General features: G+C 55.3%; 20 protein-coding genes and 2 pseudogenes. 10 read left to right on the plus strand and 12 right to left on the minus strand.

The window, feature by feature from the left end; genetic code table 11:
* The first annotated feature begins 369 nt into the window (after positions 1–369).
* Positions 370–1,299, plus strand: coding sequence for a LysR family transcriptional regulator (locus NAL19_RS00685; protein WP_225086478.1), 930 nt, complete (start codon positions 370–372; stop codon positions 1,297–1,299).
* Here NAL19_RS00685 and NAL19_RS00690 read toward each other — a convergent pair.
* From NAL19_RS00690 to NAL19_RS00705, 4 genes and pseudogenes are all read right to left on the minus strand, one after another.
* Complete coding sequence (locus tag NAL19_RS00690; protein WP_263058489.1) at positions 1,286–2,014, minus strand: DUF6250 domain-containing protein; 729 nt, start codon at positions 2,012–2,014, stop codon at positions 1,286–1,288. The genes NAL19_RS00685 and NAL19_RS00690 overlap by 14 nt on opposite strands.
* Complete coding sequence (locus tag NAL19_RS00695; protein ID WP_263058490.1) at positions 2,014–4,791, minus strand: Tat pathway signal sequence domain protein; 2,778 nt, start codon at positions 4,789–4,791, stop codon at positions 2,014–2,016. Before NAL19_RS00695 ends, NAL19_RS00690 begins: the two co-directional genes overlap by 1 nt.
* Positions 4,792–4,795: 4 nt before the next feature.
* Positions 4,796–7,066 carry a TonB-dependent receptor gene (locus NAL19_RS00700; protein WP_263058491.1) on the minus strand — a complete coding sequence of 757 codons (2,271 nt, stop codon included), beginning with the start codon at positions 7,064–7,066 and terminating at the stop codon, positions 4,796–4,798.
* Positions 7,067–7,151: 85 nt separating this feature from the next.
* A pseudogene (locus NAL19_RS00705) lies at positions 7,152–8,158 on the minus strand (ABC transporter substrate-binding protein).
* Between the two features lie 445 nt (positions 8,159–8,603).
* On the opposite strand from NAL19_RS00705, the gene NAL19_RS00710 reads away from it, so the two are divergent.
* From NAL19_RS00710 to aguA, 7 genes are all read left to right on the plus strand, one after another.
* Entirely contained in the window at positions 8,604–9,461 is an 858-nt protein-coding gene (locus NAL19_RS00710) for an energy transducer TonB (protein ID WP_263058492.1), read from the plus strand.
* Between the two features lie 10 nt (positions 9,462–9,471).
* Positions 9,472–10,188: a MotA/TolQ/ExbB proton channel family protein gene (locus tag NAL19_RS00715; RefSeq protein ID WP_263058493.1), complete on the plus strand. Its 717-nt coding sequence runs from the start codon at positions 9,472–9,474 to the stop codon at positions 10,186–10,188.
* Position 10,189: 1 nt separating this feature from the next.
* The gene (locus tag NAL19_RS00720; protein ID WP_225086485.1) at positions 10,190–10,591 is read left to right on the plus strand and encodes an ExbD/TolR family protein; all 402 of its coding nucleotides are present in this window, start codon (positions 10,190–10,192) and stop codon (positions 10,589–10,591) included.
* Between the two features lie 21 nt (positions 10,592–10,612).
* Positions 10,613–12,211, plus strand: a complete 1,599-nt coding sequence (locus tag NAL19_RS00725) for an ABC transporter permease (protein ID WP_263058494.1) — start codon at positions 10,613–10,615, stop codon at positions 12,209–12,211.
* A gap of 17 nt (positions 12,212–12,228) precedes the next feature.
* Positions 12,229–12,987, plus strand: coding sequence for an ABC transporter ATP-binding protein (locus NAL19_RS00730; protein ID WP_225086487.1), 759 nt, complete (start codon positions 12,229–12,231; stop codon positions 12,985–12,987).
* A 449-nt stretch (positions 12,988–13,436) separates the two neighbouring features.
* On the plus strand, positions 13,437–14,321 hold the full coding sequence (aguB, locus tag NAL19_RS00735; protein WP_225086488.1) for an N-carbamoylputrescine amidase: 885 nt from the start codon (positions 13,437–13,439) through the stop codon (positions 14,319–14,321).
* Positions 14,322–14,324: 3 nt separating this feature from the next.
* A complete protein-coding gene (gene aguA / locus NAL19_RS00740; protein WP_263058495.1) occupies positions 14,325–15,428 on the plus strand; it encodes an agmatine deiminase in 1,104 nt (367 codons plus the stop codon).
* 119 nt (positions 15,429–15,547) lie between these two features.
* On the opposite strand, the gene NAL19_RS00745 is transcribed toward aguA, so the two are convergent.
* The 4 genes from NAL19_RS00745 to NAL19_RS00760 all read right to left on the minus strand — a co-directional run bounded on the left by NAL19_RS00745 (position 15,548) and on the right by NAL19_RS00760 (position 18,027).
* On the minus strand, positions 15,548–15,862 hold the full coding sequence (locus NAL19_RS00745) for a BrnA antitoxin family protein (RefSeq protein ID WP_102118154.1): 315 nt from the start codon (positions 15,860–15,862) through the stop codon (positions 15,548–15,550).
* Positions 15,863–16,096: 234 nt separating this feature from the next.
* Positions 16,097–16,303: a BrnT family toxin gene (locus NAL19_RS00750; protein ID WP_263058496.1), complete on the minus strand. Its 207-nt coding sequence runs from the start codon at positions 16,301–16,303 to the stop codon at positions 16,097–16,099.
* A gap of 176 nt (positions 16,304–16,479) precedes the next feature.
* Positions 16,480–17,247: a triose-phosphate isomerase gene (gene tpiA / locus NAL19_RS00755; RefSeq protein WP_225086490.1), complete on the minus strand. Its 768-nt coding sequence runs from the start codon at positions 17,245–17,247 to the stop codon at positions 16,480–16,482.
* A gap of 180 nt (positions 17,248–17,427) precedes the next feature.
* Positions 17,428–18,027, minus strand: a complete 600-nt coding sequence (locus NAL19_RS00760) for a YiiQ family protein (protein ID WP_225086491.1) — start codon at positions 18,025–18,027, stop codon at positions 17,428–17,430.
* A 257-nt stretch (positions 18,028–18,284) separates the two neighbouring features.
* Here NAL19_RS00760 and NAL19_RS00765 point away from each other — a divergent pair, with 257 nt between their 5' ends.
* Entirely contained in the window at positions 18,285–18,707 is a 423-nt protein-coding gene (locus NAL19_RS00765; protein WP_263058497.1) for a DUF805 domain-containing protein, read from the plus strand.
* A gap of 17 nt (positions 18,708–18,724) precedes the next feature.
* On the opposite strand, the gene fpr is transcribed toward NAL19_RS00765, so the two are convergent.
* The 4 genes and pseudogenes from fpr to NAL19_RS00785 form a co-directional block, all read right to left on the minus strand.
* Positions 18,725–19,471, minus strand: coding sequence for a ferredoxin--NADP(+) reductase (gene fpr / locus NAL19_RS00770; protein WP_263058498.1), 747 nt, complete (start codon positions 19,469–19,471; stop codon positions 18,725–18,727).
* Between the two features lie 106 nt (positions 19,472–19,577).
* On the minus strand, positions 19,578–20,588 hold the full coding sequence (gene glpX / locus NAL19_RS00775) for a class II fructose-bisphosphatase (protein WP_225086494.1): 1,011 nt from the start codon (positions 20,586–20,588) through the stop codon (positions 19,578–19,580).
* Positions 20,589–20,841: 253 nt separating this feature from the next.
* On the minus strand, positions 20,842–22,353 hold the full coding sequence (gene glpK, locus NAL19_RS00780; RefSeq protein WP_225086495.1) for a glycerol kinase GlpK: 1,512 nt from the start codon (positions 22,351–22,353) through the stop codon (positions 20,842–20,844).
* A 53-nt stretch (positions 22,354–22,406) separates the two neighbouring features.
* Positions 22,407–23,248 (minus strand): annotated as a pseudogene (locus NAL19_RS00785) (MIP/aquaporin family protein).
* Positions 23,249–23,840: 592 nt separating this feature from the next.
* On the opposite strand from NAL19_RS00785, the gene zapB reads away from it, so the two are divergent.
* Positions 23,841–24,080: a septal ring assembly protein ZapB gene (gene zapB / locus NAL19_RS00790; protein WP_225086497.1), complete on the plus strand. Its 240-nt coding sequence runs from the start codon at positions 23,841–23,843 to the stop codon at positions 24,078–24,080.
* Positions 24,081–24,107: the final 27 nt, after the last annotated feature.

Genomic DNA, 24,107 nt, shown 5'->3' on the forward strand with positions numbered 1-24,107 from the left:
CACGCATGGAGCGTGTCGCAAGCGGTCCGTTAAGCTGGATATCGACGAAGGCACTGCGTCAGCGGCATAATTTCCGCCGAAAGCCTGGGGTCACGGGGCGAGCGGCGTTTGAGCCGTCCCGTGTCGGGCGCGTGCTACGAGGTAGCATGAAAATAACGTCATTACCGCGCACGAAACTATCTCCTGGATTACATAAAATCTAGAAGATGGCATTAAGTGGAAATGCTCTCTCCGTTATTCCCCTCATCACGCCAGCTGCTACGCATATAACCGACGAGCATATAAAAATCGGTTTTATTATTTTTTCTGCACGTTCAGACCTGCTAGCCTGCCCGTTACTTCCGTCCTGATGACACGCTGATTGCTGCTATGAACATCGATCTTCGCCAACTGCGGCACTTTATTGCTCTGATTGAACATCGAAATTTTACGTCGGCAGCACAGGCGATGAAGCTTTCTCAATCCGCTTTCAGCCGCAGCATCCAGTCGTTGGAGCAGACCATCGGTACACGTTTGATCGATCGTATGAACCAACTGGAGCCGACGCCGAAAGGGCTGGTGGTGTTGGAACACGCGCGCCGCCTGATTAATCAGACGCACGATCTGTTTAACGATATCCAGCAGTTCAATGAGAAAGAGGCGGGTGAAGTGAATTTTGGCTGCGGCCCAGCCCCCGCCGCCTGGTTGATGCCGCAGGTGATCGGGGCGTTCTCCCGACATTACCCGAAGGTGCGGATGGTTTTTCGTGTCGATAACTGGCAGGCGCTGGGCCATCGGCTGATGGCCGAAGAGCTGGATTTTATCGTGGCGGATATGCGCAATTTTGAATTTGATACCCGCTATCGTGTTCAGCCGCTGAGCCAGCACCGTTGGGGCTTCTGCTGCCGTAGCGGACACCCATTGGCGGTACAGGAAGAAATTACCGTTGAGCAGTTCTTTTCCTATCCGCTGGCGGCAACGATCCGCCCGCCCAATCTGCACCGTGCGCTGGTGCAACTGAGCGGTAAACTGGATATTCGTACCAGCATTGAGTGTGAGAATGGCTACAGTCTGCTAGACGTGGTGCGCCATTCGGATGCCATCGGGACGACCAACCATTTCAACGAGCCCGATCGGCACGGGATTCATATGTTGAAGATTGCGGGTCTGGACGACAACACCGACGAATTTTATACCCACTACGGCATTATTTATCTGGCGGACGCCCGTCTGTCCCTGCTGGCACGCAAGTTGATTGAAACCTTCGTGCAGGTCGATGGCGACCTGCACGGCACGCCTGCGGCGCTTACAGCGGAGTGATGCTGAAATCACTGATTTCCTGACGTGAAAAAACGGTCCGAAAGCCGAAATAGCCTGAGGCTGGCGTATTTGGATAGCTGGCGTGGAAATAAAGCACATTATCGACCCAAAAACGCGTTTCCCGCCGATCCACTTCAATCACGATGCGATAGCGATGATGAGGGCGCAGCAGATGCGCAGCATCGGTATATTCGCCAAGCAGCAGGCGCTCGCCGTGACCATCGTAATACCGAAAGCGCGTGGTGCTGTTCCAGTTACCGCCCATGCCGACATAGTACAAATTCAGGCTGTCATATTCGTTGAGCTTGCCGTACCGGGTAAACAGGTTCGGGTGATGCAGGTCGCGCGCGGCCCAGAACTGGTTCACGTCGGACACGCGGTCGTAAGGGCGATCCGCGACTAAAACCTCGCGCGTGAAGGCGATACGGTAGGTGCCCGAGAGTGGGGCGTCTAGCCAGATCGTCAGCCCGGCGGCGCTTTCCAGCCTCAGATGTTCCGGCGTGGTCTGGATCGCCGTGCGGTCAGGGTCTTCCTGCTCCACCTGCCAGCGTAGCGGCTGACCGGCTGAATCCGTGGACCAGATAAACGTTGAACGGTGTGGCGAATCGATAATGTCATGTGTGCCGCCTGCCTGTGGCGACAGGAGGAGCGTGTTTTCAGTACAGCCTGGGTCAGTCATGGTGATGTCCTGTAGCGTGCCGCCGGGTGGCGGCATTAAGAAGAGGGAATGTCATCCAGCAAGGCCAGCAGGGCGATGGCCGTTAATCCCCACTGCGCGACGGCATTGGTCGCCAGATTGGTGGCCGCGGTGCTGCCGGAATATTTATCAATGGTGGAATCGATCACGGGTTCATTGATCGCATAGAGCACGGTCGGAGGTGTTAAGCGCCGCTGTTCGAGAGTTGGATGAGCGATGCCGCCGCTGCCAGTGGTGAACTCTGTCCAGGCGCGTTGCGCCAGCGCACGATCGTTCAACCGTCGTGCGGCAAATGCAGTCAGCCGGGCATGCCCTTGAGCCAGATTGAGCTTTTTCACCGTCTTACCCACGGCCACGCTTAGCGTGACGGGGTCGTTATACAGTCGGCAGTAGTCGAGCCACGCGCGGGTAAACGCGGGGTCGGGCAGCGCTTCGACCAGCTCACTACAGATTTCTGTTAGACCAAAAACCGCGCTCAGATGTGAAATCTCCACTTGATCCGGCGGTGCCAGCACGATGCGCCCGGTATCGGGATCGATAGCTGACCCGCCAGTGAAAAAGCCGTGTGGCTGTGCCGCGATGGTCTGCATACTGGTGAGCAGGCGCGCGCGTATCGCTGGATCGCCGTGCCGTTCCCAGGCGGTCAGCCAGGCGGCGGCTACCGCGCCCCAGTCCGTCCCGAAGCTCAGGCTGACGTGATGCGGATCGGCGGGCGATGTTTGTCCGATCTTGCGGCCGGGCAGGACGGTGCCGAGCGTACGTAGCGCCTCGACCTGTTCGTCCATCAGTTCACCGATGCGCTCATCGGCGGTGAGGTAGTACAGAAAACGACGGTTGGCGACGGTAGAAATACGCAACTGTTTGGCGCTGTCGCCCCAGTGGCGAACATTGTGCCGTGACCCTAGTGGACTGAAGCGTCCCAGATGGTGTACGTCCACTTCGCCCGTGTGGCGCGTCATGGCTTCCGCCATGCGAAATACCTCGGCGCGCCCGCTGTGCAGAAAGTAATACCAGAGCCACAGATCGGTGCTGAGCTCCGAGTTATCCCACGCGTAGCCACCTACATCGTAGCGCCAGACGTGACGGTCGCTGTCATACGTGTGCATCACGTCGCCGAAATCCCAGAAGCCGTACCATTTCCGCTGTTCGACCTCCTGCTGATAGACATTGAAATATGCCTCCAGCTGTTTCTCCAGCCGGACGCGGGCTGGCGTAGTGGCAGAGGAAGAAGAGGCGGGTGCCCACAGTGGGCCAAACGCCTGCGCGCGGTGCAAGTCCTGAGCGTCCGCCACCAGCAGCGGCGGTTGTTGCATGCGCAGTGCCCGATTCACCAGATCGTCCGCATCGGGCGTCGCGGGCAGCACATCAATAAACAGTTCGCTGGTGCGAGCCACGCCAACTGCCGAACCGAAGCCCGGTTCGTAATCTTCGTAGGTGATCGCCAGCCCTTCGCGCTGTTTGTCATGGGTATCCTGACCCAACCCGTCATGATAAAAGCGCATATCCATCGGTTCCGCCCACGGTGACCACAGCCAGAGCGTGACGGTCGCCGTGTCGGTATGGGCACTCTCGATTTCCAGACAGGCCGGGTAGCTCTGCCAGAAATGGCGAATTCCGAACGCCACGCCGCCGGTTGGCGTGCCCAGATAGCCAACGCCCGCCGCTCGTTCTCCGGTGGCGGAAAGCAGCCAGCCCTGTCCGGCCGCGGTGCGTTTATGTATCTGGAAGCCGTCGGGATGGTGTTGGGTCAGGCGGTAGCTGCCAAACGCGGGAATATAATCCAGCCGTTTGCCGACCTCCGGTGAAAAGTCCGCGATCGGCGGTGTGGCTTGCCCAGCCAGCTGTGCCGCGATAACGGCCGCGCCAGGATCGCGGCGTAGCCCGCTCAGGCCGCGTACCGCCTCACGAAAGAGTCCACCTTGATCGGAAACGAAACGGACGTGACGATCGTGCAGTTCTCCCTGAAGCGGAACATCGAACGCCAGCCCAAGTCCTTTCAGGTTAACGAGGTCGTCGTCGTTGTCATAAATCAGGGTATGTATAACGCGCAGTGAATCGGTGTTCGCATAGCTATAAAACCGGATAATAAAGGGGATAGACGTCCGCTCCTGCTGCTGGGCGTGATGCGTACCGCGTAGTGCAATTACTGTCCGCTGTGGCCCGTTTTGCTCCACCGTTACCGTATCAATCACGCCCTGATACGCGTCCTGCGTCAGTGTGCTATCCGTCTCCGCCCCTCTCTGCATGCGCAACACCAGCCTGCCGTTGGTTAACGCCAGCCGATTATCCCGCCAGATTTCTTCGATCAACCGCGAGCCAGAGCGTGGAATCACATAGCGAATGCGGCCCGTCTCCACCGTCCAGCCGTGCTCATGCTCGCTGACCATGCCAGTCTTCGTTGGCTCTTCCGCTTTGGCTGTCGGTTTCAGCGTAAGTTTATCTTCGGGCAGCGTGGTGCCGCCCAGCGCGTGTGCCGACCATTTAATCGAACCGTCCGGCCAGTGAGCCAGCGGCCAGCTTTGCAGGTCGTAAGCACGCTGTTGCGCATCGTGCAGTTGGAAGCCGCTGTCGTTACGCACCGCGCCCTGCGGCCAGGCGGCCCCCCAGGTCACGCCAGTGAACGCGCGGGGCTGTTGTCCGTCCAGCCAGCGCAGGCTGACCTGTGGTGCAGATTCGCCTGCGTAGGCAGAGGCTTGAGGCGCGGTGGCGTGCGCCGATGTCCAGAACGGTGCCGATAGCGCCAGCAGCGTGCTGTCGCGCAGGAAGCGTCGGCGTGAGTAAGCCATCTTGTCCATGACGTTAGCCCTTGAAGTCGTAGCCGACCGAGATCCCGACCATGCGCGGTTCGCCAATCACACCCGTTGTGGCGCTGGAGCCTCTGACGGAGCGGTAGTAGTCTTTATCCAGCGCATTTTTCACCCACAGCGAGACGTTCCAGCGGTTGTCGCCTTGCTTGCCGCTCAGTCCGCTAGACAGGTTCAGAACGCCATACGCTGGAATGCGGTTGTATTCGGAATCGTCGAGCGTGCCGTAGGCCCAACTCCGCCATGACCATTGACCGGAAACCGAGGCTTGCAGATTGTTTGGTGTATCCCATTGATAACGCACGCGTGTGTTGTAGCTCAGCGTCGGGGACTTAAAGACGCGCTTTCCTGACATATCGCACGAGACAGCGGAGATTTCTGCCGGGCAGCGGGCGTTAGGGAAGTTCAGGTAGCGGGCATCCAGAACCGTACCGGCCAGACTGATACTCAACCCGTCAATGGGGCGCAGCGTCAGCTGGGTTTCGCCGCCGCGTGAGCGGAATTTCCCGGCGTTAATCAGGTAGCTGGTATCCGTTTCCTCGTCATAGGCGTTGTTCTGGAAATCTTCGACAACGCTCCAGAACAGTGCGGTATTCCATTCCACTTTGCGCTGTAACCAGTGGGTTTTGACCCCCAACTCCGCCGAACGGGTTTTTTCTGGATCGACGTACAGCGAATCGATTCCGAGCTGCCTTGCTGCCCCGGATGAAACGTTCAGACCACCGGATTTTTCCCCGTAGCCCAGTGTGACGTAAGGGGTGACGTTCGGTGCTGCGAACCAGTTCAGGCTGATGGAACCCGAAGGCAGGCGGTTGGTTTGCGAAAGCGGGCCAGAGTCAAAGGTTGCGCGATTTTTGCGTACAAACGTCCCCTCCTTTTTCTCATAGGTCTGGCGCAGGCCGACAATCACATCCAGTTTATCGGCGGCATGCCAGGTTCCGCGGCCATAGACGGAATAAACGGTGTCATCCAGCGTGCCAAAGCGCTGAACGTTAATGCCCTGATAGCCATTTCCTACCCATGTCCGCACGCGGTTGTCGTTGTAGTAGCGACTGTTTGCCTCGGTATCGAGGTTCTCTCCCCAGTAATCGACGCCCAGTGAATAATCGAACGTGTTGCCTTTGGGCGAATCCAGCCAAAAACTTTGTGACCAGACGCGATCGCGTACGTCAGCGCCGCTATCGTGATAGAGCGGAATATTCCAGTTATCTGCCGTGCTGGGTAATACGCGGAAATAGCGCAGTGACGATAGCGAATTGACGCTATAGCCGTTTTTCAGCCTCCAATTGGCCTCTACCGATCCACCGCCTTGCGCAACACGAATAACATTCTCGTCGTCCATGGCGACCTGGCGGCCACCGACGACCTTAAGGCCAGTCTGTTGGGCGCGATTACGAAAATCGTCGGTTGCGCTCACGAGTACCGAGACTGGACGCTGCGTGGAGTCGCTGTAGTCGCCGGTAATTCTGAGGCTAAAACTGTCATTAGGCTGATAAAGCAGTTGGCCGCGCACGCCGTTATTGCTGCTGCCTCCTAGCTTATGGCCGTTTTCTATATTCGTGACGTTTCCACCGCGTTCCGTGCGCGACAGGTTGATGCGTCCCGCCCAGTGGTCGCTGAGTGGCCCGGATGCCATCAGTTTGGATTGCAGGTAACCGCGCTGCCCGAAAGATTGTTCCAGTGAATATTCCGGTGTGAAGGTTGGCTTGCGGGTGCGAATATCAATAGCGCCGCCAGTGGTGTTAAAGCCGTAGGCTGCCCCCTGTGGGCCTTTCAATACGCGGGTGCTGTCGATATCCAGCAAATCATTAGAGATGACGCCGGGGCGGGATAAGTAAACGCCATCGACAAACAGCCCTACGCTGCCCGGCATACCGATATTCGTACCGCTCTCGCCGCCGTCGCCAATCCCACGAATGGTCACGGTGGTGTCCATCACATCGACGGTATCGACATCCAGCCCTGTTACCAGTTGCGACAGTTCTTCAAAGCGATACACCCGTTCTTCTTCGAGCGTTTTGCCATCGATCACCGATGCCAGCGTGGTCGGCGGTTGAACAGGCGTACGCTGAGCATTCACTTTCACACGCTTTAGTTGAACGGGGGCGGCGGTTGTTGCCTCGGTTCGTGGAACGTTATCCGTTGTGATTTGCGGATCGGCTGCTCGCGCCATAGCAGGAAGCGTTAAGACGCAGCTCATTAAAATACCCGATGTTATTTTTCGCTGGTGTTCTTTTAAATACTGCTGGTGTTTTTTTAAATACATAGCTTCGTCCGAATCTCGTCAATAGGCTGCCGATTGCCGTGAATGTCACGGCAATACGTGGGTTATAATTTTTGGGGGGAATAAATTATTGAGTTGCTTTTAGATAAGAATCATCCAGCCATTTATCGACATCAAAAGGTTGCCGAATAAGACGTGATTCATAGGCCAATGTGACGGCGCGTTTTAATTTTTCCACAAAGGCTGGATCCAATTCGGGTGAAAGACGCTCGGTTAATGGCGGCAATGTATCCCATTCGACGCGTAATATATTTTCCGGATAACCTGATTGGGTGGCTAAGAGTCGAATAAATTCATCTTTATTTTCTCATCGCTCGCCCAGTTTGCCGCTTCTCGTTGAACTTTAACCAGGCGGCGCAGAATATCCTCGTTGCCTTTGGCAAATTTCTCATCCACCAGCAGGAAGCCGCTGAGCTGGCCTGCGCCATTCAGGTCACGGCTAGACAGTGGGATGTCCGCCAGCCCTTTATCTCGCAGCGAAAGCGTATTGCTGCCGCCCCATGTCGCATCAATCTGTCCGGCCGCTAACGCCGCGCTGGCCGCCGCGAAGTCGAGATTAATCAGCTTCACGTCAGAAGGCTTTAGGCCCTGCGAATCAAGCGCGCTGACGAACGAAAGCTCCCCTGCTGTTCCACGGAAGATCCCGATGCGTTTACCTTTCAGATCGGCGATTTTCTCAATACCGGAACCTTTCGCCACCGCCAGATAGTGATTGATGCCGCGTGATGCCACGGCGATCACGCGCGTATCCAGCCCGCGCGCGCGGCCGATAATGCTGGCTAAATCCCCCAGATAGGCCACGTCAACCTGATGGTTGCCAAACGCTTCATTAATAACGGGGCCTGCGCCTTTAATAAACGTCCAACGGACGCTGATCCCGTCTTTGCCAAACTCGCGCTCCAGCAGCTTCTGGCTGTGAATGACGTCAAGCAGGCCGCCGCCGCTGGGTTTTGTGCCTGCGCCGATGTCTGGCGCGGCAATACGAATTTCAGTAATCGCCGATGCAATGCCTGACCAGGCCATTCCCATTGCCAATAAACTGGTCACTAACCATTTTCGTCCTGATGTTTTCATTTGTCGCCCGCCAGTGATGAGGTGTTTGAATGTGAGTGTGCAAATATTTCTGTTGTTATTGCGCCGGTTTAGCGCGGCGTCATCTTGTTGCAGAAACACATTTAAAGGCTTGGCAATAAACTGACTAATACAAAAAAAGCATTATGATTTTTAGTAAATAGCTAAATCAGCATTCATCGCTTATTTCATCGTTATGCAGCGAACGAAAAAAAACTATTCCAACTATGCATTAGCCTGTTTGGGTTTATTACCTTTAGTTTGTCGTTAAACCATGGATGCGATGATCTTTCCGATGAAATAGATATCGATATACAGATACATACGTTGACTTTATTTCGCATGCAGAAAGAATCGATTATTCCAACGCTATTTTAGGTTACCTCTCAATGTTGCCTGCGAGTTGAAGTATGAGGGGTATCAATAAACACGGTCAGGAGCACTAACCATGACGGAATTACTCTATGCGGGAGCGGTGTCAGGATCCCGGTCTTATTCACCGGAGCCGACTCCGCACGCCAGCCGGGTGAGCGGCGTCGTGCAGTCGCGCGTACCGACGTTGAATACGACGGTTTCGTCCCGGCCGGAGCGCTGGTTGGCCGTCATCGCGACGTTGCTATTGCACGCGGCGGTGCTGGCGTTGTTCAACGCAGCATCGGCGCCGCCGGTTACCGTGCCTGCCCGACCACAGCCTGTCAGCGTTGAACTGGTTGCGGCGGTGGCGGAGCCAGAGCTGTCAACTGAACCTATTGAGCCTGAAGCGGTGACGCCGCCGCCGGAGATCGCGCCTCCCTCGGTGGACACCCCCGTCGATGACAACGCGCTGTTGCCGCCAGCGCCTGAGAAAACAGAACCTGAGAAAAAGGTTCCAGAGAAAAGGCCAGAGCCGACACCAAAAAAGGTCGCGGTGAAAAAGAACCCGCCAGCACCGAAACCCCAGGCGGAAGGCAAATCAGCTGTCGCGCCAATAACGCCTGCTCCGGTAACGCCACAGGCCGCCGCGCAACCCGTTGATGCGCCGCTGACGCCGCCGCTGGCGAATGCGGACTACCTGCATAATCCCGCTCCGTCTTATCCCGACGTGGCGATTAGCCGTGGTTATGAAGGCACCGTACTCCTGAATGTACAGGTACGTGCTGATGGCAAGGTGCAAACCATTCGGATTCATCAATCAAGCGGCTACCCCTCGTTGGACGAGGCGGCCAGAGACACGGTGCTGCGCTGGTCTTTCGTTCCGGCGCGCCGCGGCAACCAGCCGGTGAGCGGCTGGGTGGTTGTTCCCGTCGATTTTTCGCTGAACTCATGAGGTATTGGTTATGACGCTCGGACACATTGAACTCTTTTCTGCGGAAGGCGCAGTGATTCTGTTATTGCTGCTGTTTTCCCTCGTCACCTGGGGGCTGGGATTACTGAAATTCGTCCAGTACGGGCGGGCACAGCGGCGCGATCGGCGTTTCCGCGCGGCCTTCTGGCAGCAGGATGATGTCAACCAGACGCCGGAAACTAGCGCCAGATTGCCCGGTTCGCTTGCCAATCTGGCGCTGGCGGCGGTCAAAGCGCCGGAGCGAATTAGCGGGCAGCTTGCGCTGAATAGTCATCTTCCCGATCGGGTTGAACGTGCGCTGCAACAGCAGATTCAGCGTGAGCGCCGTTTGCTGGAAAGCGGGCTAGCGATTCTGGCGAGTATCGGCAGTACGTCACCGTTTATCGGCCTGTTTGGCACCGTTTGGGGCATTATGGCGGCGTTACAGGAAATTGGGCTATCGGGTTCAGCCAGTCTTGACACTGTCGCAGGGCCGATTGGTAATGCGCTGATTGCCACCGGAATCGGGATTGCTGTCGCGGTGCCTGCGGTGCTGATCTACAACTACTTTTTACGTCGCCTCAAGCTGGTCGTCGCGGACATGGATGACTTCGCCCATGATGTCTACAGCGTGATGCAGGCGAACGATTTTCATGTCAGCACGTTTCATACCAGCGCGGAGTCCTCGTCCGCCGCTTTCTCCGTGAAGAACCTGAGAGAGGTGGTCTGATATGGCATTTACCTCGCGTAATGATGAAGATGTCATGAGTGAAATGAATATCACACCGCTCGTGGACGTCATGCTGGTGTTGCTGGTGGTGTTTATTGTGACTGCGCCGATGTTGACCAACGCCATTCCGATTCAGCTCCCGAAAACGTCGGCGGTGGCACCCGCTGACCGCGCCGATCCGGTGGTGATTAGTATTGATGGCGAGCAGCGCGTGTTCATCAATAAAGAGAATCTGGCGCGCGAGCAACTAGTGCCGCGCCTGCAACAGGCTAAAACGAGTAATGCGGATCTGGTGGTGCAAGTACAGGCGGATAAAGACGCGAGTTACGGCGCGGTCGCTGCGCTACTGGCCGATGTCGAGCAGGCAGGGATTACCCGTCTTTCCCTGCTGACGCAAAAATAACGCCGCCGGATATCGACAATCATGATGCCCAAATACCCGCTGCGGATACGCTCCGCCCCCGATGCTTCGCTGACGGCTACCGCGCTGTCGGCGGGGTACTCTGCGTTAGTCGTGTCTCTGGTTGTGCCGCTATTGGTGCTTGTCGGCTGGTGGCTTGCCAGCCGACACGGGTGGATGTCTGAACAGATCCTGCCGTCACCGCTGGCGGTGATTGATAGCGCACGGGCTTTTATCCCCGAGGAGCTGATTCACCAGTTGCCTATCAGTCTGCTGCGGCTGGTGATTGGTTTTAGCGGGGGGATCGCGCTGGGTCTGGTGCTGGGTAGCCTGTTTGGTCTGAATCGACGGCTGAATGCGCTGTTTATGCCGCTCTTTACCGTCATTGCGCAGATCCCGACGCTGGCCTGGATTCCGCTCTTGATGCTGTCACTGGGTATCGGTGAAGCGCTGAAACTGGTGGTACTGGTGAAATCGGTGACGGTGCCAGTGACGCTCTACACCTGTGCCGGGATTCAACAGACGCCACAAAAGCTGCATGAAATGGCACGTAGCCTGCGTTTGCCACCTGCCGCCTTCCTGCGTTACCTGATTCTGCCTGCGATGCTGCCGTATGTGATGACGGGCGTTAGGCTGGCGTTTTCTACCGGATGGGTCGCCCTGATTGCGGTCGAACTGTTGGCATCCAGCGAAGGGCTGGGCTATCTGCTGGTACAAAGTCGCCAGTTGTTCATGCTGGATCTGGTATTCGTCTGCATTCTGATCATTGGCATACTGGGGTTTGCTGGAGAACGCGTGCTGCTGGCGCTGGAACGCCGCTGGATTCACTGGCCTGCGCCGGTGCTGGGGCGTGATAGCCTGAGCACGGCGTTGCCGAGTTTGTCGCTGACGCCTTGGTTAGCCCCGTTGATACTGGTTGCGCTGTGGCAGGTTAGTAGCACCCATGAGTGGGTGAATGCGGCTTTTCTTCCTGCACCGAGTCGCGTGATCGACGCGCTATCGACGGGACTGGTTCAGGGCGGGCTGCTCATCGATCTCAATGCCAGCCTGCTGCGGGCGCTACAGGGGTTTATGCTGGGGAGTGCGATCGGCGTGCTGGTAGGCGCGGTGCTCGGCGGCTGGCGTATCGCTGACAAGCTGTTTAATCCGGCGTTGTCCGCGCTGCGCTGCGTGGCACTATTCGCCTGGCTGCCGCTGATTACGGCCTGGTTCGGGTTAGGAGAGAGCGCCAAAATCGTGTTTATCGCCGTGGCGGCGTTCTTTCCCGTGATGCTGGCAACCCGTCAGGGGATTGCCCAGCTTCCGCCCGCCTTGTTGGAAGTGGCACTGGTGCTGCGTTTGACGCCCGTGCAGACGCTCCGCACACTGATACTGCCCAGCGTGTTGCCGCCGCTGTTTTCCGGTCTGCGGCTGGCGCTGATGCATGCGTGGACGGGAGCGATTGGCGCAGAGTATTTCATGCCGTCGGGGGAAGGGCTGGGTGGCATGATGATTCGCGCACAGCAGTTGCTTGAATCCGATCGCATCATGGCGGGCGTGGTGCTGATTGCCACCGTCGCCGCGCTCTTTTCCCGGCTGATTACTTTGTCTGAGCGGCGGTTGACCCGCTGGCGCTTTGCATGACCGTTAACGGAGAAGCTATGTCCCTGCATTTTCAGCACATTACCAAACACTTTACCGTCAATGGCACCCCGCTGACGGTGTTGCAGGACGTCGACCTGTCGCTGCATGCGGGTGAACTGGTTGCCATCATCGGTGCCAGTGGCTGTGGCAAATCGACGCTGCTGCGTTTGGCGGCTGGGATTGATACCACTGAACGTGGACGCATTCTGATTGGCGAGCGGCCTGTGCGCGGTATTCCCGACGATGTCAGTCTGGTGTTTCAGGAACCGCGCCTGTTTCCGTGGCTCACCGTGACGGACAATATCCGCCTCGGTATGCTCAACCTTAACCTTTCTCCTGCTGAAGTGACGCGTCGTATTGCGCACTCTCTTCAGATGATGGGGCTGGAAGGCTTTGCCGACGCATGGCCGCATCAGCTATCAGGGGGAATGGCGCAGCGTGTCGCGATCGCCCGAGGGCTGGTATCGACGCCGCGCATTCTCCTGCTGGATGAACCTTTTGGTGCGCTGGATGCGCTGACCAAACAGCAGTTGCAGACGCGCTTGGCCGAAATACGTCAGCAAACGGATTTGACGATATTACTGGTGACGCACGATGTGGAAGAGGCGGTTTTTCTGGCGGACAGAGTGGTGGTAATGTCGCCCCGGCCCGGCCGAATCAGCGCAATCTTACCGATCAATCTGGCTTATCCCCGTGACCGTACCAGCGCAACGCTTCTGGAACAGCGGCAAGCGGTCAGTCAGGCCTTACATCAGGCGGATACCGTTGCGGCCTGATGTAAGGCCTGCCGCTTTCTCTCACTCTTCATTATTGATAGAAACCGCCGTGAAAAAGGCGGTTTTTCTTTTCTGCCCGTCACGCGAAATCCATGCATTTTCAGCATAGTGAAGTGCTGTGATTAACTGGCATAATGCGCATGTCATTTTCGGTCAATACCTTAACAGGATATTCCTATTGGGTATGCGCAGGTGTGTTGGCCTATACTCGTCATACTTCAAGTTGCATGTACGTTGGCTGCGTTCACTCACCCGAATCACTTACTTGAGTAAGCTCATCGGGATTCCTTCTCTTGCCGCCTGCCTGAAACTTGAATTATTTAGAGTAGACACTCGTTAAGGCCGCGCGGGTTAGCGTCGATGCATAATCGTGACCGAGAGAAACACTTATTGCCGATACTCGCCGGTGAAAAAGGGCGGGTATATATCGTTATTATTGAGGTTTTCGCATGAAAAAAGTTACCGTTGCCGCAACACAAATGGCGTGTTCCTGGGATCTGCCTAAGAACATTGAAAACGCCGAAAAACTGGTGCGACAAGCGCATGCAAAAGGTGCGCAGGTTATCCTGATTCAGGAACTGTTTGCCGCACCGTATTTCTGTATCGATCAAAGCCCAGAGCACTATGCGCTGGCGCAGGAGCTGGAAACCAGCCCGCTGATTAAGCATTTTTCCGCACTGGCGGCGGAACTGAACGTAGTGCTGCCGTTGAGCTTCTTTGAACGCGCCAATAACGCCTATTACAATTCGCTGGTGATGATTGACGCGGACGGCACCGTGCTGGACGTTTATCGTAAAACGCATATTCCGAACGGCCCGGCGTATCAGGAGAAGCAATTCTTCATTCCGGGCGACACCGGCTTTAAAGTCTGGCAGACACGCTACGCAAAAATCGGCGTGGGTATTTGTTGGGATCAGTGGTTCCCGGAAACCGCACGCAGCTTGGCGTTGCAGGGTGCTGAGCTGATTTTCTATCCGACCGCGATTGGTTCCGAACCGGCTTACCCAGACATCGACAGCCAACCGCACTGGACCCGCGTTCAGCAAGGTCACGCTGCCGCGAATCTGGTGCCAGTGATCGCATCCAACCGTATTGGTACGGAAGCCAGCAAATACATCGACGGTCTGGAAATGACGTTCTACGGTTCGTCATTCATTGCTGACCAAACTGGTGCGTTGCTGGCACAGGCCAATAAGACGGATGAAGCGATTCTGGTGCATGAGTTTGATTTAGACGCCATTGCTGCGCAGCGTGCGTCATGGGGGCTGTTCCGCGACCGTCGCCCGGACATGTATGGCACGATTGCCACCTCTGACGGCAAGACCTGGAGATAAGTGATGTCACAGTTAGCGACGCCTCCGCTCACCACGCCGCATCAGGATGGGTTTGCGATGCCCGCCGAATGGGCACCGCATGATGCCGTGTGGATGATTTGGCCGTATCGTACCGACAACTGGCGTGAACAGGGCGTTCCGGCGCAGAAAACGTTCGCGCGCGTGGCGGAAGCCATCGCCCAGAAAACACCGGTTATCATGGGCGTGCCTGCACGCTACATGGCGAATGCGCAACAAGTGATGCCGGTGAATGTCACGCTGGTAGAAATGGAAAGCGACGACGCCTGGATGCGCGACACCGGCCCGACCATTGTGCTGAATGCGGCGGGGGAACGTCGGGGGATCGACTGGCAGTTCAATGCCTGGGGTGGCGAGCTGGGCGGTCTTTATGAAGACTGGCGTCAGGATGAGAACGTCGCGGCACAGGTGCTGGACTATCATCAGGCTGCACGCTATGCCGCGCCGCTGATTCTGGAAGGCGGCTCGATCCATGTCGATGGTGAAGGTACTTTGCTGACCACGGCGGAGTGCCTGCTCAATCCGAATCGCAACCCGCACCTGAACAAAGCGGAAATCGAGCAGTTGATGCGTGATTACCTCAGCATCTCGACGATTATCTGGCTGGAAGAGGGCGTGTACAACGACGAAACTGACGGGCATATCGATAACATGTGCTGTTTCGTGCGCCCCGGTGAAGTCGCACTGCACTGGACGGATGATGAAAACGATCCACAGTATGCTCGCTCTGTTGCGGCCTATGACGTGCTGTCTGCGGCGCGGGATGCGCAAGGCCGTGGGCTGAAAATCTGGAAATTGCCTGCCCCCGGTCCGCTATATGCAACCAAAGAGGAAGCGCAGGGCGTGGACAGCGGTGATGCGATTGAGCGCCTTGCCGGTTCGCGTTTGGCGGGTTCTTATGTGAATTTCCTGATCAGCAACCAGCAAATCATTTTCCCGCTGCTGGATGAGAAGACGGATGACGTTGCACGCGATCTACTACAACAGATGTTCCCTGACTATTTGATTAGCGGCGTGCCTGCGCGGGAAATCCTGCTGGGCGGGGGAAATATTCACTGCATTACGCAGCAAATCCCTGCGGCGAAGTAACGTTTCCTATTCTCTGACGGTTGGCGATCACGCTAGCCGTGATTATTCCCCCTGTTAGCATGCTGCTCACAGGGATCATCTCATCAGGATTAGCGTAAAGGCTGGTTTTAGACGTTGCATCAAATTTTGATGTCGCTTGGGGAATGGTTTTTAAGCCAATCCGCCATCGCTGCATCCATGCGGGTTTGCCAACCGCGACCCGTCGCTTTGAAGGCTGCGATAACTTCCGGTGAGTATCGAATACTGACTTGTACTTTTGGTGCAGGTTTAACGGGGCGTCCCTGTTTGCGCATTGCTTTCAATTTACTGAAAGGCATAAGCTGCACGTTCTCACCTTCAAGCGAGCGTGTATCAGGATCTTGTGCAATAGCTTCCTGAATTTTACGGTCTTCCTCATCCGTAGGGAGGATAGTACCCTGCTTAAGTTTTGGCATATTTTTCCACCTCCGCTTTAGTGGCTTTCCGCAAACTGATGATGCGGTAAATTTCTTCGTCGTCTCCATCGCTGTAAGTAAATACTAGGCTGTGTCCCGTAACTGTTTTTTGTACAACTCAACAGTGCAAAAAACGCGTTTAAGCGATAAAAGTCGCCCCAGAAGTGTTCAATATTCAACCAAAAATCACATTTTGGGAAGTATTCTTACAGTACTTTTTGGTATGTAGGGAGGTTAAGGGACACAGCCTACGACATAAATTCGGTTGTTGAGATAAGCAAGGCCGTAAGTGATACCGATGTAACGGTCTTCGCTGTAGTTACCAAGAGAGTCAGATGCGGCAACCATTCGGTCCCAATCAAGATATTTAGCGTCGGCCAAGTAAACGCCGTGTTTTTGCTTATTACTCTGATTCTTAATCGGGTCGAATATAATTTTCATTTATTTATTGTAGCTACAATAAATATGAAGTCAAACGTATAGAAATAGCCAGACAAGCTGACAGTGAATCTAGTGGTGCTGACAGTTGAATGAGATTAAAAAAAGCCGGTTGGCGCAACAGCGCGAACCGGCTTTTGAATTGGACGAACAGATGTCCGTCCGTTTTCTGTCAATGCTTAGCCACGTTTCGCGTCGGCGGCGGCCTTCACGATGACAGCAAAGGCGTCGGCTTTGAGTGATGCACCGCCAACCAGCGCGCCGTCGATGTCCGGCTGGGTGAACAGCTCTGCGGCATTTGCTGCATTCACAGAACCGCCGTACTGGATGATAACTTGTTCAGCAACTGCGGCATCTTGCTTGGCGATATGATCGCGGATGAATTTGTGAACGGCCTGCGCTTGCGCAGGGGTCGCAGATTTGCCGGTACCGATAGCCCATACTGGCTCGTAGGCGATAACGGTGTTTTCAAATGCTTTCGCGCCCAGCGTGTTCAGCACGGCATCCAACTGACGTGCACAGACAGCTTCCGTCTGGCCTGCTTCGTTTTCTGCTTCGGTTTCGCCAATACACAGCACCGGAATCAGGCCCGCGTCTTTCAGCACGCCAAATTTCTTCGCAATAAATTCGTCGCTTTCTTTGTGGTAGGTGCGGCGCTCAGAGTGGCCGATGATGATGTATTTTGCGCCGATGTCTTTCAGCATGTCGGCGGAGGTTTCACCGGTGAAGGCACCAGAAAGGTTTACGTCTACGTTCTGCGCGCCCAGCGCAATGCGGCTGCCAGCCAGTTGGTGATTAGCCTGATCGAGGTAGAGAGCAGGTGGTGCAATCGCTACGCCACAGCCGTCAACGGTGCTGAGTTCTTTACGCAGACCCGCGATCAGTTCGTTGACCATGTGAGTGCTGCCGTTCAGCTTCCAGTTACCCATAACTAATGGATGTCGCATCTTTTTTCCTCCAGCCGGAATCGCGAATGAATCAAGGCATTAATAAATAAAAGTTTAATAAATCAATGCGTTAGTGAATGGACGCATAAATTTCACTGCCGTCAGGCAATATGACCTGCCCACAGTATAGAGACGAAATGTGACCGTGGCTCTGTTTTTCGTCATGAATTACCGTGTTGATCACGGTTCAGATAGCGTTAGCTTAATCGGTTCAACAGCAAAAGTTAGCCCTTTTTCGCCATCATCTGCAACAACATAACGCAAGGCGCCTTCCGTTTGCGGATAAAAGCGTTTTCCTTTGCCTTTTTCCAGCAGTTCGGTGACTTTTTTCACGCTCTGTTCTTCCGTCAGCGATGGGGCGAACGTGCGTGCCAGCGCAGCCATATAGTCGATGGCCTGCTTACGGCGTGCCGCGCTTTCTTGCTCGCTCTGCGGCTGCGGTAGCCAGGTGATTTGCAGCGTTTTGATTTTCCCAGTGCCTTTTTCCAGCGCGGTTGAGGCATAGAGATGGTCGTTGATTCGGCTGGCGGCACGGGTCAGCATACTGGTGATATTACCGGTGTCGACAACCCGAAATTCACCGATCGGCAGCGTTGGGTTGCTCAGGTTATAGCGGGAACGGAACTGCGTGATGGTTTGATCGAAGGTTGGAGCACCGGCCAGCAGGTACGGCGCATTGGCTGAGGTTTTGGGTGGGAACGTCGGATCTGCTCCCGCGTGGGTCTGGTACAACACCAGCGATGATAAAACCAAAAGTGAAGCGATGCGTTTTCGTGTCATAGGGATTCGGGTCAGCCACTTCAGAAGATGTCCAGGCCAATAACGGCGGAATACGTTTGATTAAAGCGGCATTTGTACGTCGTTGTCAAAACAAGTACGTCGTTGTCAAAATAAGTACGTCGTTGTGAGAAATCGCACGTGGCTGGCAAAAATTGCGTAAAGGTTGCGGGTAAACATGTCGGTTGAGGTAAAATCAGTCAGAACAAAATACCGATTCATTCGGCCAAACAGGCCGACAATTCAGGGCGTTATCGTTAATGACATTACAGCAATGGTGCTTCTCGTTTAAGGGCCGCATTGGCCGTCGTGATTTCTGGCTTTGGATGGCCATTTGGGTTGCCCTGATGGCGGTGCTGTTTACGCTATCCGGCCAAAGCTGGCTGGATACGCAATCGACGGCGTTTGGTTTGGTGGTATTGCTGTGGCCGACGGCGGCCATTATGGTGAAACGACTGCACGACCGCAATAAGAGCGGCTGGTGGGCGCTGTTGTTAGTGGTTGCATGGATGCTGGCTTCGGGCAACTGGACGATGTTCTCTGCCGTCTGGCAGTGGGGAATTGGCCGCTTCCTGCCGATCCTGATTGTCGTGATGACGCTGCTCGACTGCGGCGTTTTTCTCGGCACAAAAGGGGAAAACCGCTTTGGCGTAGAGGCGGAACCGTTTCGCTTCCGCCGCTAGTTAAAACAACCGATGGTTTACCAATAGTTTTCAGCGGTCATATGACCGGGTCTGCGGCGCAGGTGCTTGGTCATTTGCCGTTCTTCTTTCAGCAGCAGCTGGGTATCACGCACCATCTGCGGGTTGCCGCACAGCATGACGTGGCTGGTTGCTGCATCCATCGGCAAGCCCACGGCGGCTTCCAGCGAACCGTTGCTGATCAACGTCGGAATACGGCCTGTCAGCGACCCCGCTTCCTCTTCCCGGCTGACTACTGTCTGAATACGCAGCTTGCCGTGGTAGCGCTGCTGTAATTGCTGCATCAGCGGTAGATAGCTCAGATCGTGTGAGAATCGGGCGGCGTGAACCAGCACGATGTTCTTAAAGCGTTCCAGATCCTTACCTTCCTGAAGAATCGACAGGTACGGGCCAATGCCTGTCCCTGTGGCCAGCATCCACAGCGTTTCACAATCAGGAACTTCTTCCAGCACGAAAAAGCCGGCAGCCTCTTTGACGATCATGATGTCTGAACCGGGTTGCAACGCATGCAGATGAGGGCTGAGCTTGCCCTCTGGCACGGTGACCAGATAGAACTCAAGCGTGGGATCGCTGGGCGCATTCACATAGGAATACGCGCGCTGCACTTTCTCTCCCTCAATCTCCAGCGCCAGTTTGCCATACTGTCCAGCAGTGAATGCATCGGTGGGTGCGTGAACCCGAATGCTAAACAGACTGTCTGTCCAGTTTTCTACCTGAACTACTTTGCCTGTCACCCATTCAGCCATATTTTTCTGCTCCTGTTGCCGATATTAGACGCCACTATATTTGAGCGTCTACGATACGCTATTTATTAACAACTGTGAAACAATCAGTCAGCCGGGTAATCGCCTGTTACAGCAAAAATTCGTGCAGGGTGCGATCCTTGCGATCCAGATAGTGCGTCGATTTAATCCGGCGGATCGTGCGGGATTTACCGCGGATCAGCAGCGTTTCCGTGGTGGCCATGTTGCCTTTACGCGCGATCCCGTCCAGTAAGTCGCCTTTGGTGATGCCGGTCGCGGAGAAAATCACGTTATCGTTACGCGCCATGTCATCAAGCTTGAGAACGCCGCCGGCTTCGATGCCCATTTGTCGGCAGCGCGCCAGCTCATCTTCACCGATACGGCGGTTTTCGGCGTTATCGCCTTTGACCTGATGACGTGCCAGCAAACGTCCTTGCATGTCGCCATCAAGCGCGCGAATGACGGCCGCCGAGATCACGCCTTCTGGCGCACCACCGATGCCGTACAGCACGTCAACTTCGCTCTCCGGCATGCAGGTGAGAATGGATGCGGCTACGTCGCCATCTGGAATCGCGAACACTTTCACGCCCAACTGCTGCATTTCCGCGATGCAGGCATCGTGACGCGGTTTAGCCAGCGTAATCACCGTTAACTGGCTGAGTGGTTTGCCCAGTTTGATCGCGACATTACGTAGGTTGTCCGCCAGCGGCAGGTTGAGGTCAATTGCGCCTTTCGCGTCGGGCCCGACGATCAGTTTTTCCATGTACATGTCTGGCGCGTGCAGAAATGCGCCTTTTTCACCGACAGCCAGCACGGCCAGTGCATTCGCCTGACCCATTGCTGTCATCCGCGTACCTTCAATCGGGTCGACGGCGATGTCCACGGCATCGCCATGACCGGTGCCGACCTGCTCACCGATGAATAGCATCGGCGCTTCGTCGATTTCCCCTTCGCCGATGACAATCTGACCGTTGATATTGACCTGGTTCAGCATGATGCGCATCGCCTGTACGGCAGCATTGTCGGCGGCATTTTTGTCGCCACGACCTAACCACTTATAGCCTGCCAGCGCGGCTGCTTCGGTGACGCGCGAGAACTCGATGGCTAATTCACGTTTCATAAATACCTGTCTGTTGTCGATCGGGAAAGGTGTTGCCTTATGTTAGCCACTTAAGTCTGAATTTTAGGGGAAACACGGTGATGAGGTTCCCGCAGGGATGCCTCGCACCGTGGTCGCCCCGGTATCTCGGTTCTTAAACGAGCAACATTAGGATGTGGCAGCGATTTTATCACAACGGAGGGAGAGTGGCGGTTGAGCGGTAGGGAAAAAACGGGCGCGACAAGCGCGCCCGATGTTGATATTTGTGGCTGGATTAATCGTCGTGATCTTCCCAGTTACGGGCGCGGGCAACGGCTTTCTGCCAGCCGCTGTAGCGATAATTACGCTCCACGGTTTCAATGCTGGGGCGGAATTCGCGCTCGATCGTCGCTTTGCTCTTCACTTCGTCCAGATCGTTCCAGAATCCTGTGGCAAGGCCTGCCAGGAAAGCGGCACCCAGCGCGGTGGATTCACGCACTTCCGGGCGTTCCACGCGCGTGCCAAGAATATCGGACTGGAACTGCATCAGGAAGTTGTTGGCGACCGCACCGCCATCGACACGTAGCGCTTTCAGGCGCGTATCGGCGTCTGCCTGCATGGCATCCAGTACGTCGCGGGTCTGGAAGGCGATGGATTCCAGCGTCGCACGGATGATGTGGTTCGCGTTCACGCCACGGGTCAGCCCGAAGATCGCGCCACGGGCATACGGATCCCAGTAAGGGGCGCCCAGACCGGTGAAAGCGGGTACGACATAGACGCCGTTGGTGTCCTTCACTTTCGTTGCGAAGTATTCGGAGTCCATTGAGTCGCCGATCAGCTTCAGCTCGTCACGCAGCCATTGGATAGAAGCGCCGCCAACGAACACCGAGCCTTCCAGCGCGTAGTTAACTTCGCCGCGTGGGCCGCAGGCGATGGTGGTCAGCAGGCCATGTTTGGATAGCACCGCTTCTTTACCGGTATTCATCAGCAGGAAGCAGCCGGTGCCGTAGGTGTTTTTCGCCTGCCCAGGGTTAACACAGAGCTGGCCGTACAGCGCCGCTTGCTGGTCACCCGCGATACCGGCGATAGGAATACGTGTACCGCCTTTACCACCAATGTTGGTCTGGCCGTAAACTTCTGACGACGCGCGCACCTCTGGCAGCATCTCACGCGGGATATCCAGCGCTTCCAGCATGCGGGTATCCCATTCCAGCGTATGAATGTTAAACAGCATAGTGCGGGAAGCGTTGGTGTAATCCGTGACGTGAACACGCCCCTGCGTCATTTTCCAGATCAGCCAGGTGTCAATCGTACCAAACAGCAGTTCGCCGCGTTTGGCGCGTTCACGAGAGCCTTCAACGTGATCCAGAATCCACTTCACCTTGGTGCCGGAGAAGTAGGGGTCGACCACCAGTCCGGTGGTGTTGCGAACGTACTCTTCCAGACCGTCTTTCTTCAGCTTTTCACAAATTTCAGCAGTACGACGACACTGCCAGACGATGGCGTTATAAATCGGTTTGCCGCTCTCTTTTTCCCATACCACGGTAGTTTCACGCTGGTTGGTGATACCAATGCCCGCGACTTCATCCGAGCTGATGTCGGCTTTAGCCAGCACTTCGACCAGCGTGGAGCTTTGTGATGCCCAAATCTCCATCGGGTCGTGTTCTACCCAGCCTGCCTTTGGATAGATCTGAGTGAATTCACGCTGCGAGACGCTCACGATATTGGCATCGTGATCCAGTACGATAGCACGGGAGCTGGTTGTGCCCTGATCGAGCGCGACAATGTATTTTTTTTCCGGGTTCATAAATCCAATCCTGTAATGATTAACCGTGAAATAGGATGGTCGTGGCGTTAAGTTTAACGGCTTTCACGACGCGTGGTAGTTTCTGCCTCGGGTTCGCAGACATCGCATGGCAGATTACGGCCAATTAGCGCGCGATAGCCGAAGGCACCCAGACAGGCACCGATAATGGGGCCGAAGATAGGAACCAGAAAGTAAGGAATGTCGCGTGCACCAGTGAAGGCCACGTTGCCCCAACCCGCCAGGAAAGCGAACAGCTTAGGACCAAAGTCACGCGCTGGGTTGAGGGCGAAGCCGGTCAGCGGCCCCATGGACGCACCGATGACGGCAATCAGAATACCGATCAGCAGGGGAGCGAGTGGCCCACGTGGGATGCCGTTACCATCGTCGGTCAGCGCCAGAATCAGGCACATCAGGATGGCAGTGATGACGGTTTCAACCAGCAGCGCCTGCATGACGGAAATGTGCGGGTTCGGATAGGTTGAGAAAATGCCTGCTAAACTCAGGCTCTCCGTACTGCCACGCACTATATTGTTGGCTTGTTCAAAATCGACAAACAGATTGTGATACAGACCGTAGACCAGTGCGGCGGCACAAAATGCCCCCGCAATCTGCGCCAGAATGTAAGGCACCACCTTGCGACCATCAAAACAGGCAAACAGCCATAGGGCAATGGTGACGGCCGGATTGAGGTGGGCGCCGGAAATGGCGGCAGTCAGGTAGATTGCCATCGCAACCCCCAAGGGCCCCAAATGATGCTGATCTCCCACTGTCCGAAGCTGGCTCCCGCCAGTTTCAATGCGGCGACGCAGCCGACACCGAAGAAAATCAGCAGGCCAGTGCCGAGAAATTCGGCGATACACTGGCCTTTTAGCGTTGAACGTTCTGCTTGGCTCATATTTTTTTCCTGCTGGGTAACGTACAGAGTGGTAGGTCTAAGGATACCGCTTAGTGGCATCCTCTGTTTTAAATGTATTTATGATGTGAATTTATCGTTAATGCTCGAAAACGAGAAATATCGAAATTTAAATGTGTGTTGCGCGTCAAAAAATGATCGTATTCGCTTATTAAATGACTCGTGGTGGTTTTTTGTCCATCGCTGAGAGTAACGCTCAGGTTAAATTTATTAACACCATAGGAGTAATGCGGAAGCGAACAGGAGTCGTTTTCAGTCTATGCCACTCGCTTTTTCCGTTTATGCAGTTTGTTTTTCAGCTCGCGTTGCCCGTTTTTCGGTTTGTACTGCCCGTTTTTCAGTTTGTACTGATAGTGTTACGTAAGAAAAGCTGCCACACTCGCGTAGTGGGGGATGTGCGCTAGACAGGTGGCGGTTGGCTACATACAATTTCGCTATGGTCTGTCTTGCCAGCGGTCCTGCGGTCAGGATTATGTTTACGGGCGGATGGCGACACCGTTGGGTGTTGGTTACAGAGTCCGAAGGCCAGCGTTAACCGATCTTTGCCTTGTTGCGATTAAAAGGGGTTTGAAGAATGTCATTTGAAGTGTTTGAAAAGCTGGAAGCGAAAGTTCAGCAGGCGATTGATACCATCACGCTGTTGCAAATGGAAATTGAAGAGCTGAAAGAGCAGAACAACGCGCTGTCGCAGGATGTTCAGGCGGCAGCGGGTTCACGTGACGCGCTGGTGCGCGAGAACGAACAGTTGAAAGAAGAGCAAGTGGTATGGCAAGAGCGCTTACGCGCGCTGTTAGGCAAAATGGAAGAAGTCTAATAGGGATTGCCGGCTCAGACGAAGGAA

Source organism: Pectobacterium sp. F1-1 (genome assembly GCF_025643735.1).
GTDB classification, from domain to species: Bacteria; Pseudomonadota; Gammaproteobacteria; order Enterobacterales; family Enterobacteriaceae; genus Pectobacterium; species Pectobacterium colocasium.

Excerpts from the sequence above, each read along its gene's own strand:
- NAL19_RS00685 (WP_225086478.1), top strand. The coding sequence starts at position 370 with ATGAACATCGATCTTCGCCAACTGCGGCACTTTATTGCTCTGATTGAA.
- NAL19_RS00690 (WP_263058489.1), bottom strand. The coding sequence starts at position 2,014 with ATGCCGCCACCCGGCGGCACGCTACAGGACATCACCATGACTGACCCA.
- NAL19_RS00695 (WP_263058490.1), bottom strand. The coding sequence starts at position 4,791 with ATGGACAAGATGGCTTACTCACGCCGACGCTTCCTGCGCGACAGCACG.
- NAL19_RS00700 (WP_263058491.1), bottom strand. The coding sequence starts at position 7,066 with ATGTATTTAAAAAAACACCAGCAGTATTTAAAAGAACACCAGCGAAAA.
- NAL19_RS00710 (WP_263058492.1), top strand. The coding sequence starts at position 8,604 with ATGACGGAATTACTCTATGCGGGAGCGGTGTCAGGATCCCGGTCTTAT.
- NAL19_RS00715 (WP_263058493.1), top strand. The coding sequence starts at position 9,472 with ATGACGCTCGGACACATTGAACTCTTTTCTGCGGAAGGCGCAGTGATT.
- NAL19_RS00720 (WP_225086485.1), top strand. The coding sequence starts at position 10,190 with ATGGCATTTACCTCGCGTAATGATGAAGATGTCATGAGTGAAATGAAT.
- NAL19_RS00725 (WP_263058494.1), top strand. The coding sequence starts at position 10,613 with ATGATGCCCAAATACCCGCTGCGGATACGCTCCGCCCCCGATGCTTCG.
- NAL19_RS00730 (WP_225086487.1), top strand. The coding sequence starts at position 12,229 with ATGTCCCTGCATTTTCAGCACATTACCAAACACTTTACCGTCAATGGC.
- aguB (WP_225086488.1), top strand. The coding sequence starts at position 13,437 with ATGAAAAAAGTTACCGTTGCCGCAACACAAATGGCGTGTTCCTGGGAT.
- aguA (WP_263058495.1), top strand. The coding sequence starts at position 14,325 with ATGTCACAGTTAGCGACGCCTCCGCTCACCACGCCGCATCAGGATGGG.
- NAL19_RS00745 (WP_102118154.1), bottom strand. The coding sequence starts at position 15,862 with ATGCCAAAACTTAAGCAGGGTACTATCCTCCCTACGGATGAGGAAGAC.
- NAL19_RS00750 (WP_263058496.1), bottom strand. The coding sequence starts at position 16,303 with ATGAAAATTATATTCGACCCGATTAAGAATCAGAGTAATAAGCAAAAA.
- tpiA (WP_225086490.1), bottom strand. The coding sequence starts at position 17,247 with ATGCGACATCCATTAGTTATGGGTAACTGGAAGCTGAACGGCAGCACT.
- NAL19_RS00760 (WP_225086491.1), bottom strand. The coding sequence starts at position 18,027 with ATGACACGAAAACGCATCGCTTCACTTTTGGTTTTATCATCGCTGGTG.
- NAL19_RS00765 (WP_263058497.1), top strand. The coding sequence starts at position 18,285 with ATGACATTACAGCAATGGTGCTTCTCGTTTAAGGGCCGCATTGGCCGT.
- fpr (WP_263058498.1), bottom strand. The coding sequence starts at position 19,471 with ATGGCTGAATGGGTGACAGGCAAAGTAGTTCAGGTAGAAAACTGGACA.
- glpX (WP_225086494.1), bottom strand. The coding sequence starts at position 20,588 with ATGAAACGTGAATTAGCCATCGAGTTCTCGCGCGTCACCGAAGCAGCC.
- glpK (WP_225086495.1), bottom strand. The coding sequence starts at position 22,353 with ATGAACCCGGAAAAAAAATACATTGTCGCGCTCGATCAGGGCACAACC.
- zapB (WP_225086497.1), top strand. The coding sequence starts at position 23,841 with ATGTCATTTGAAGTGTTTGAAAAGCTGGAAGCGAAAGTTCAGCAGGCG.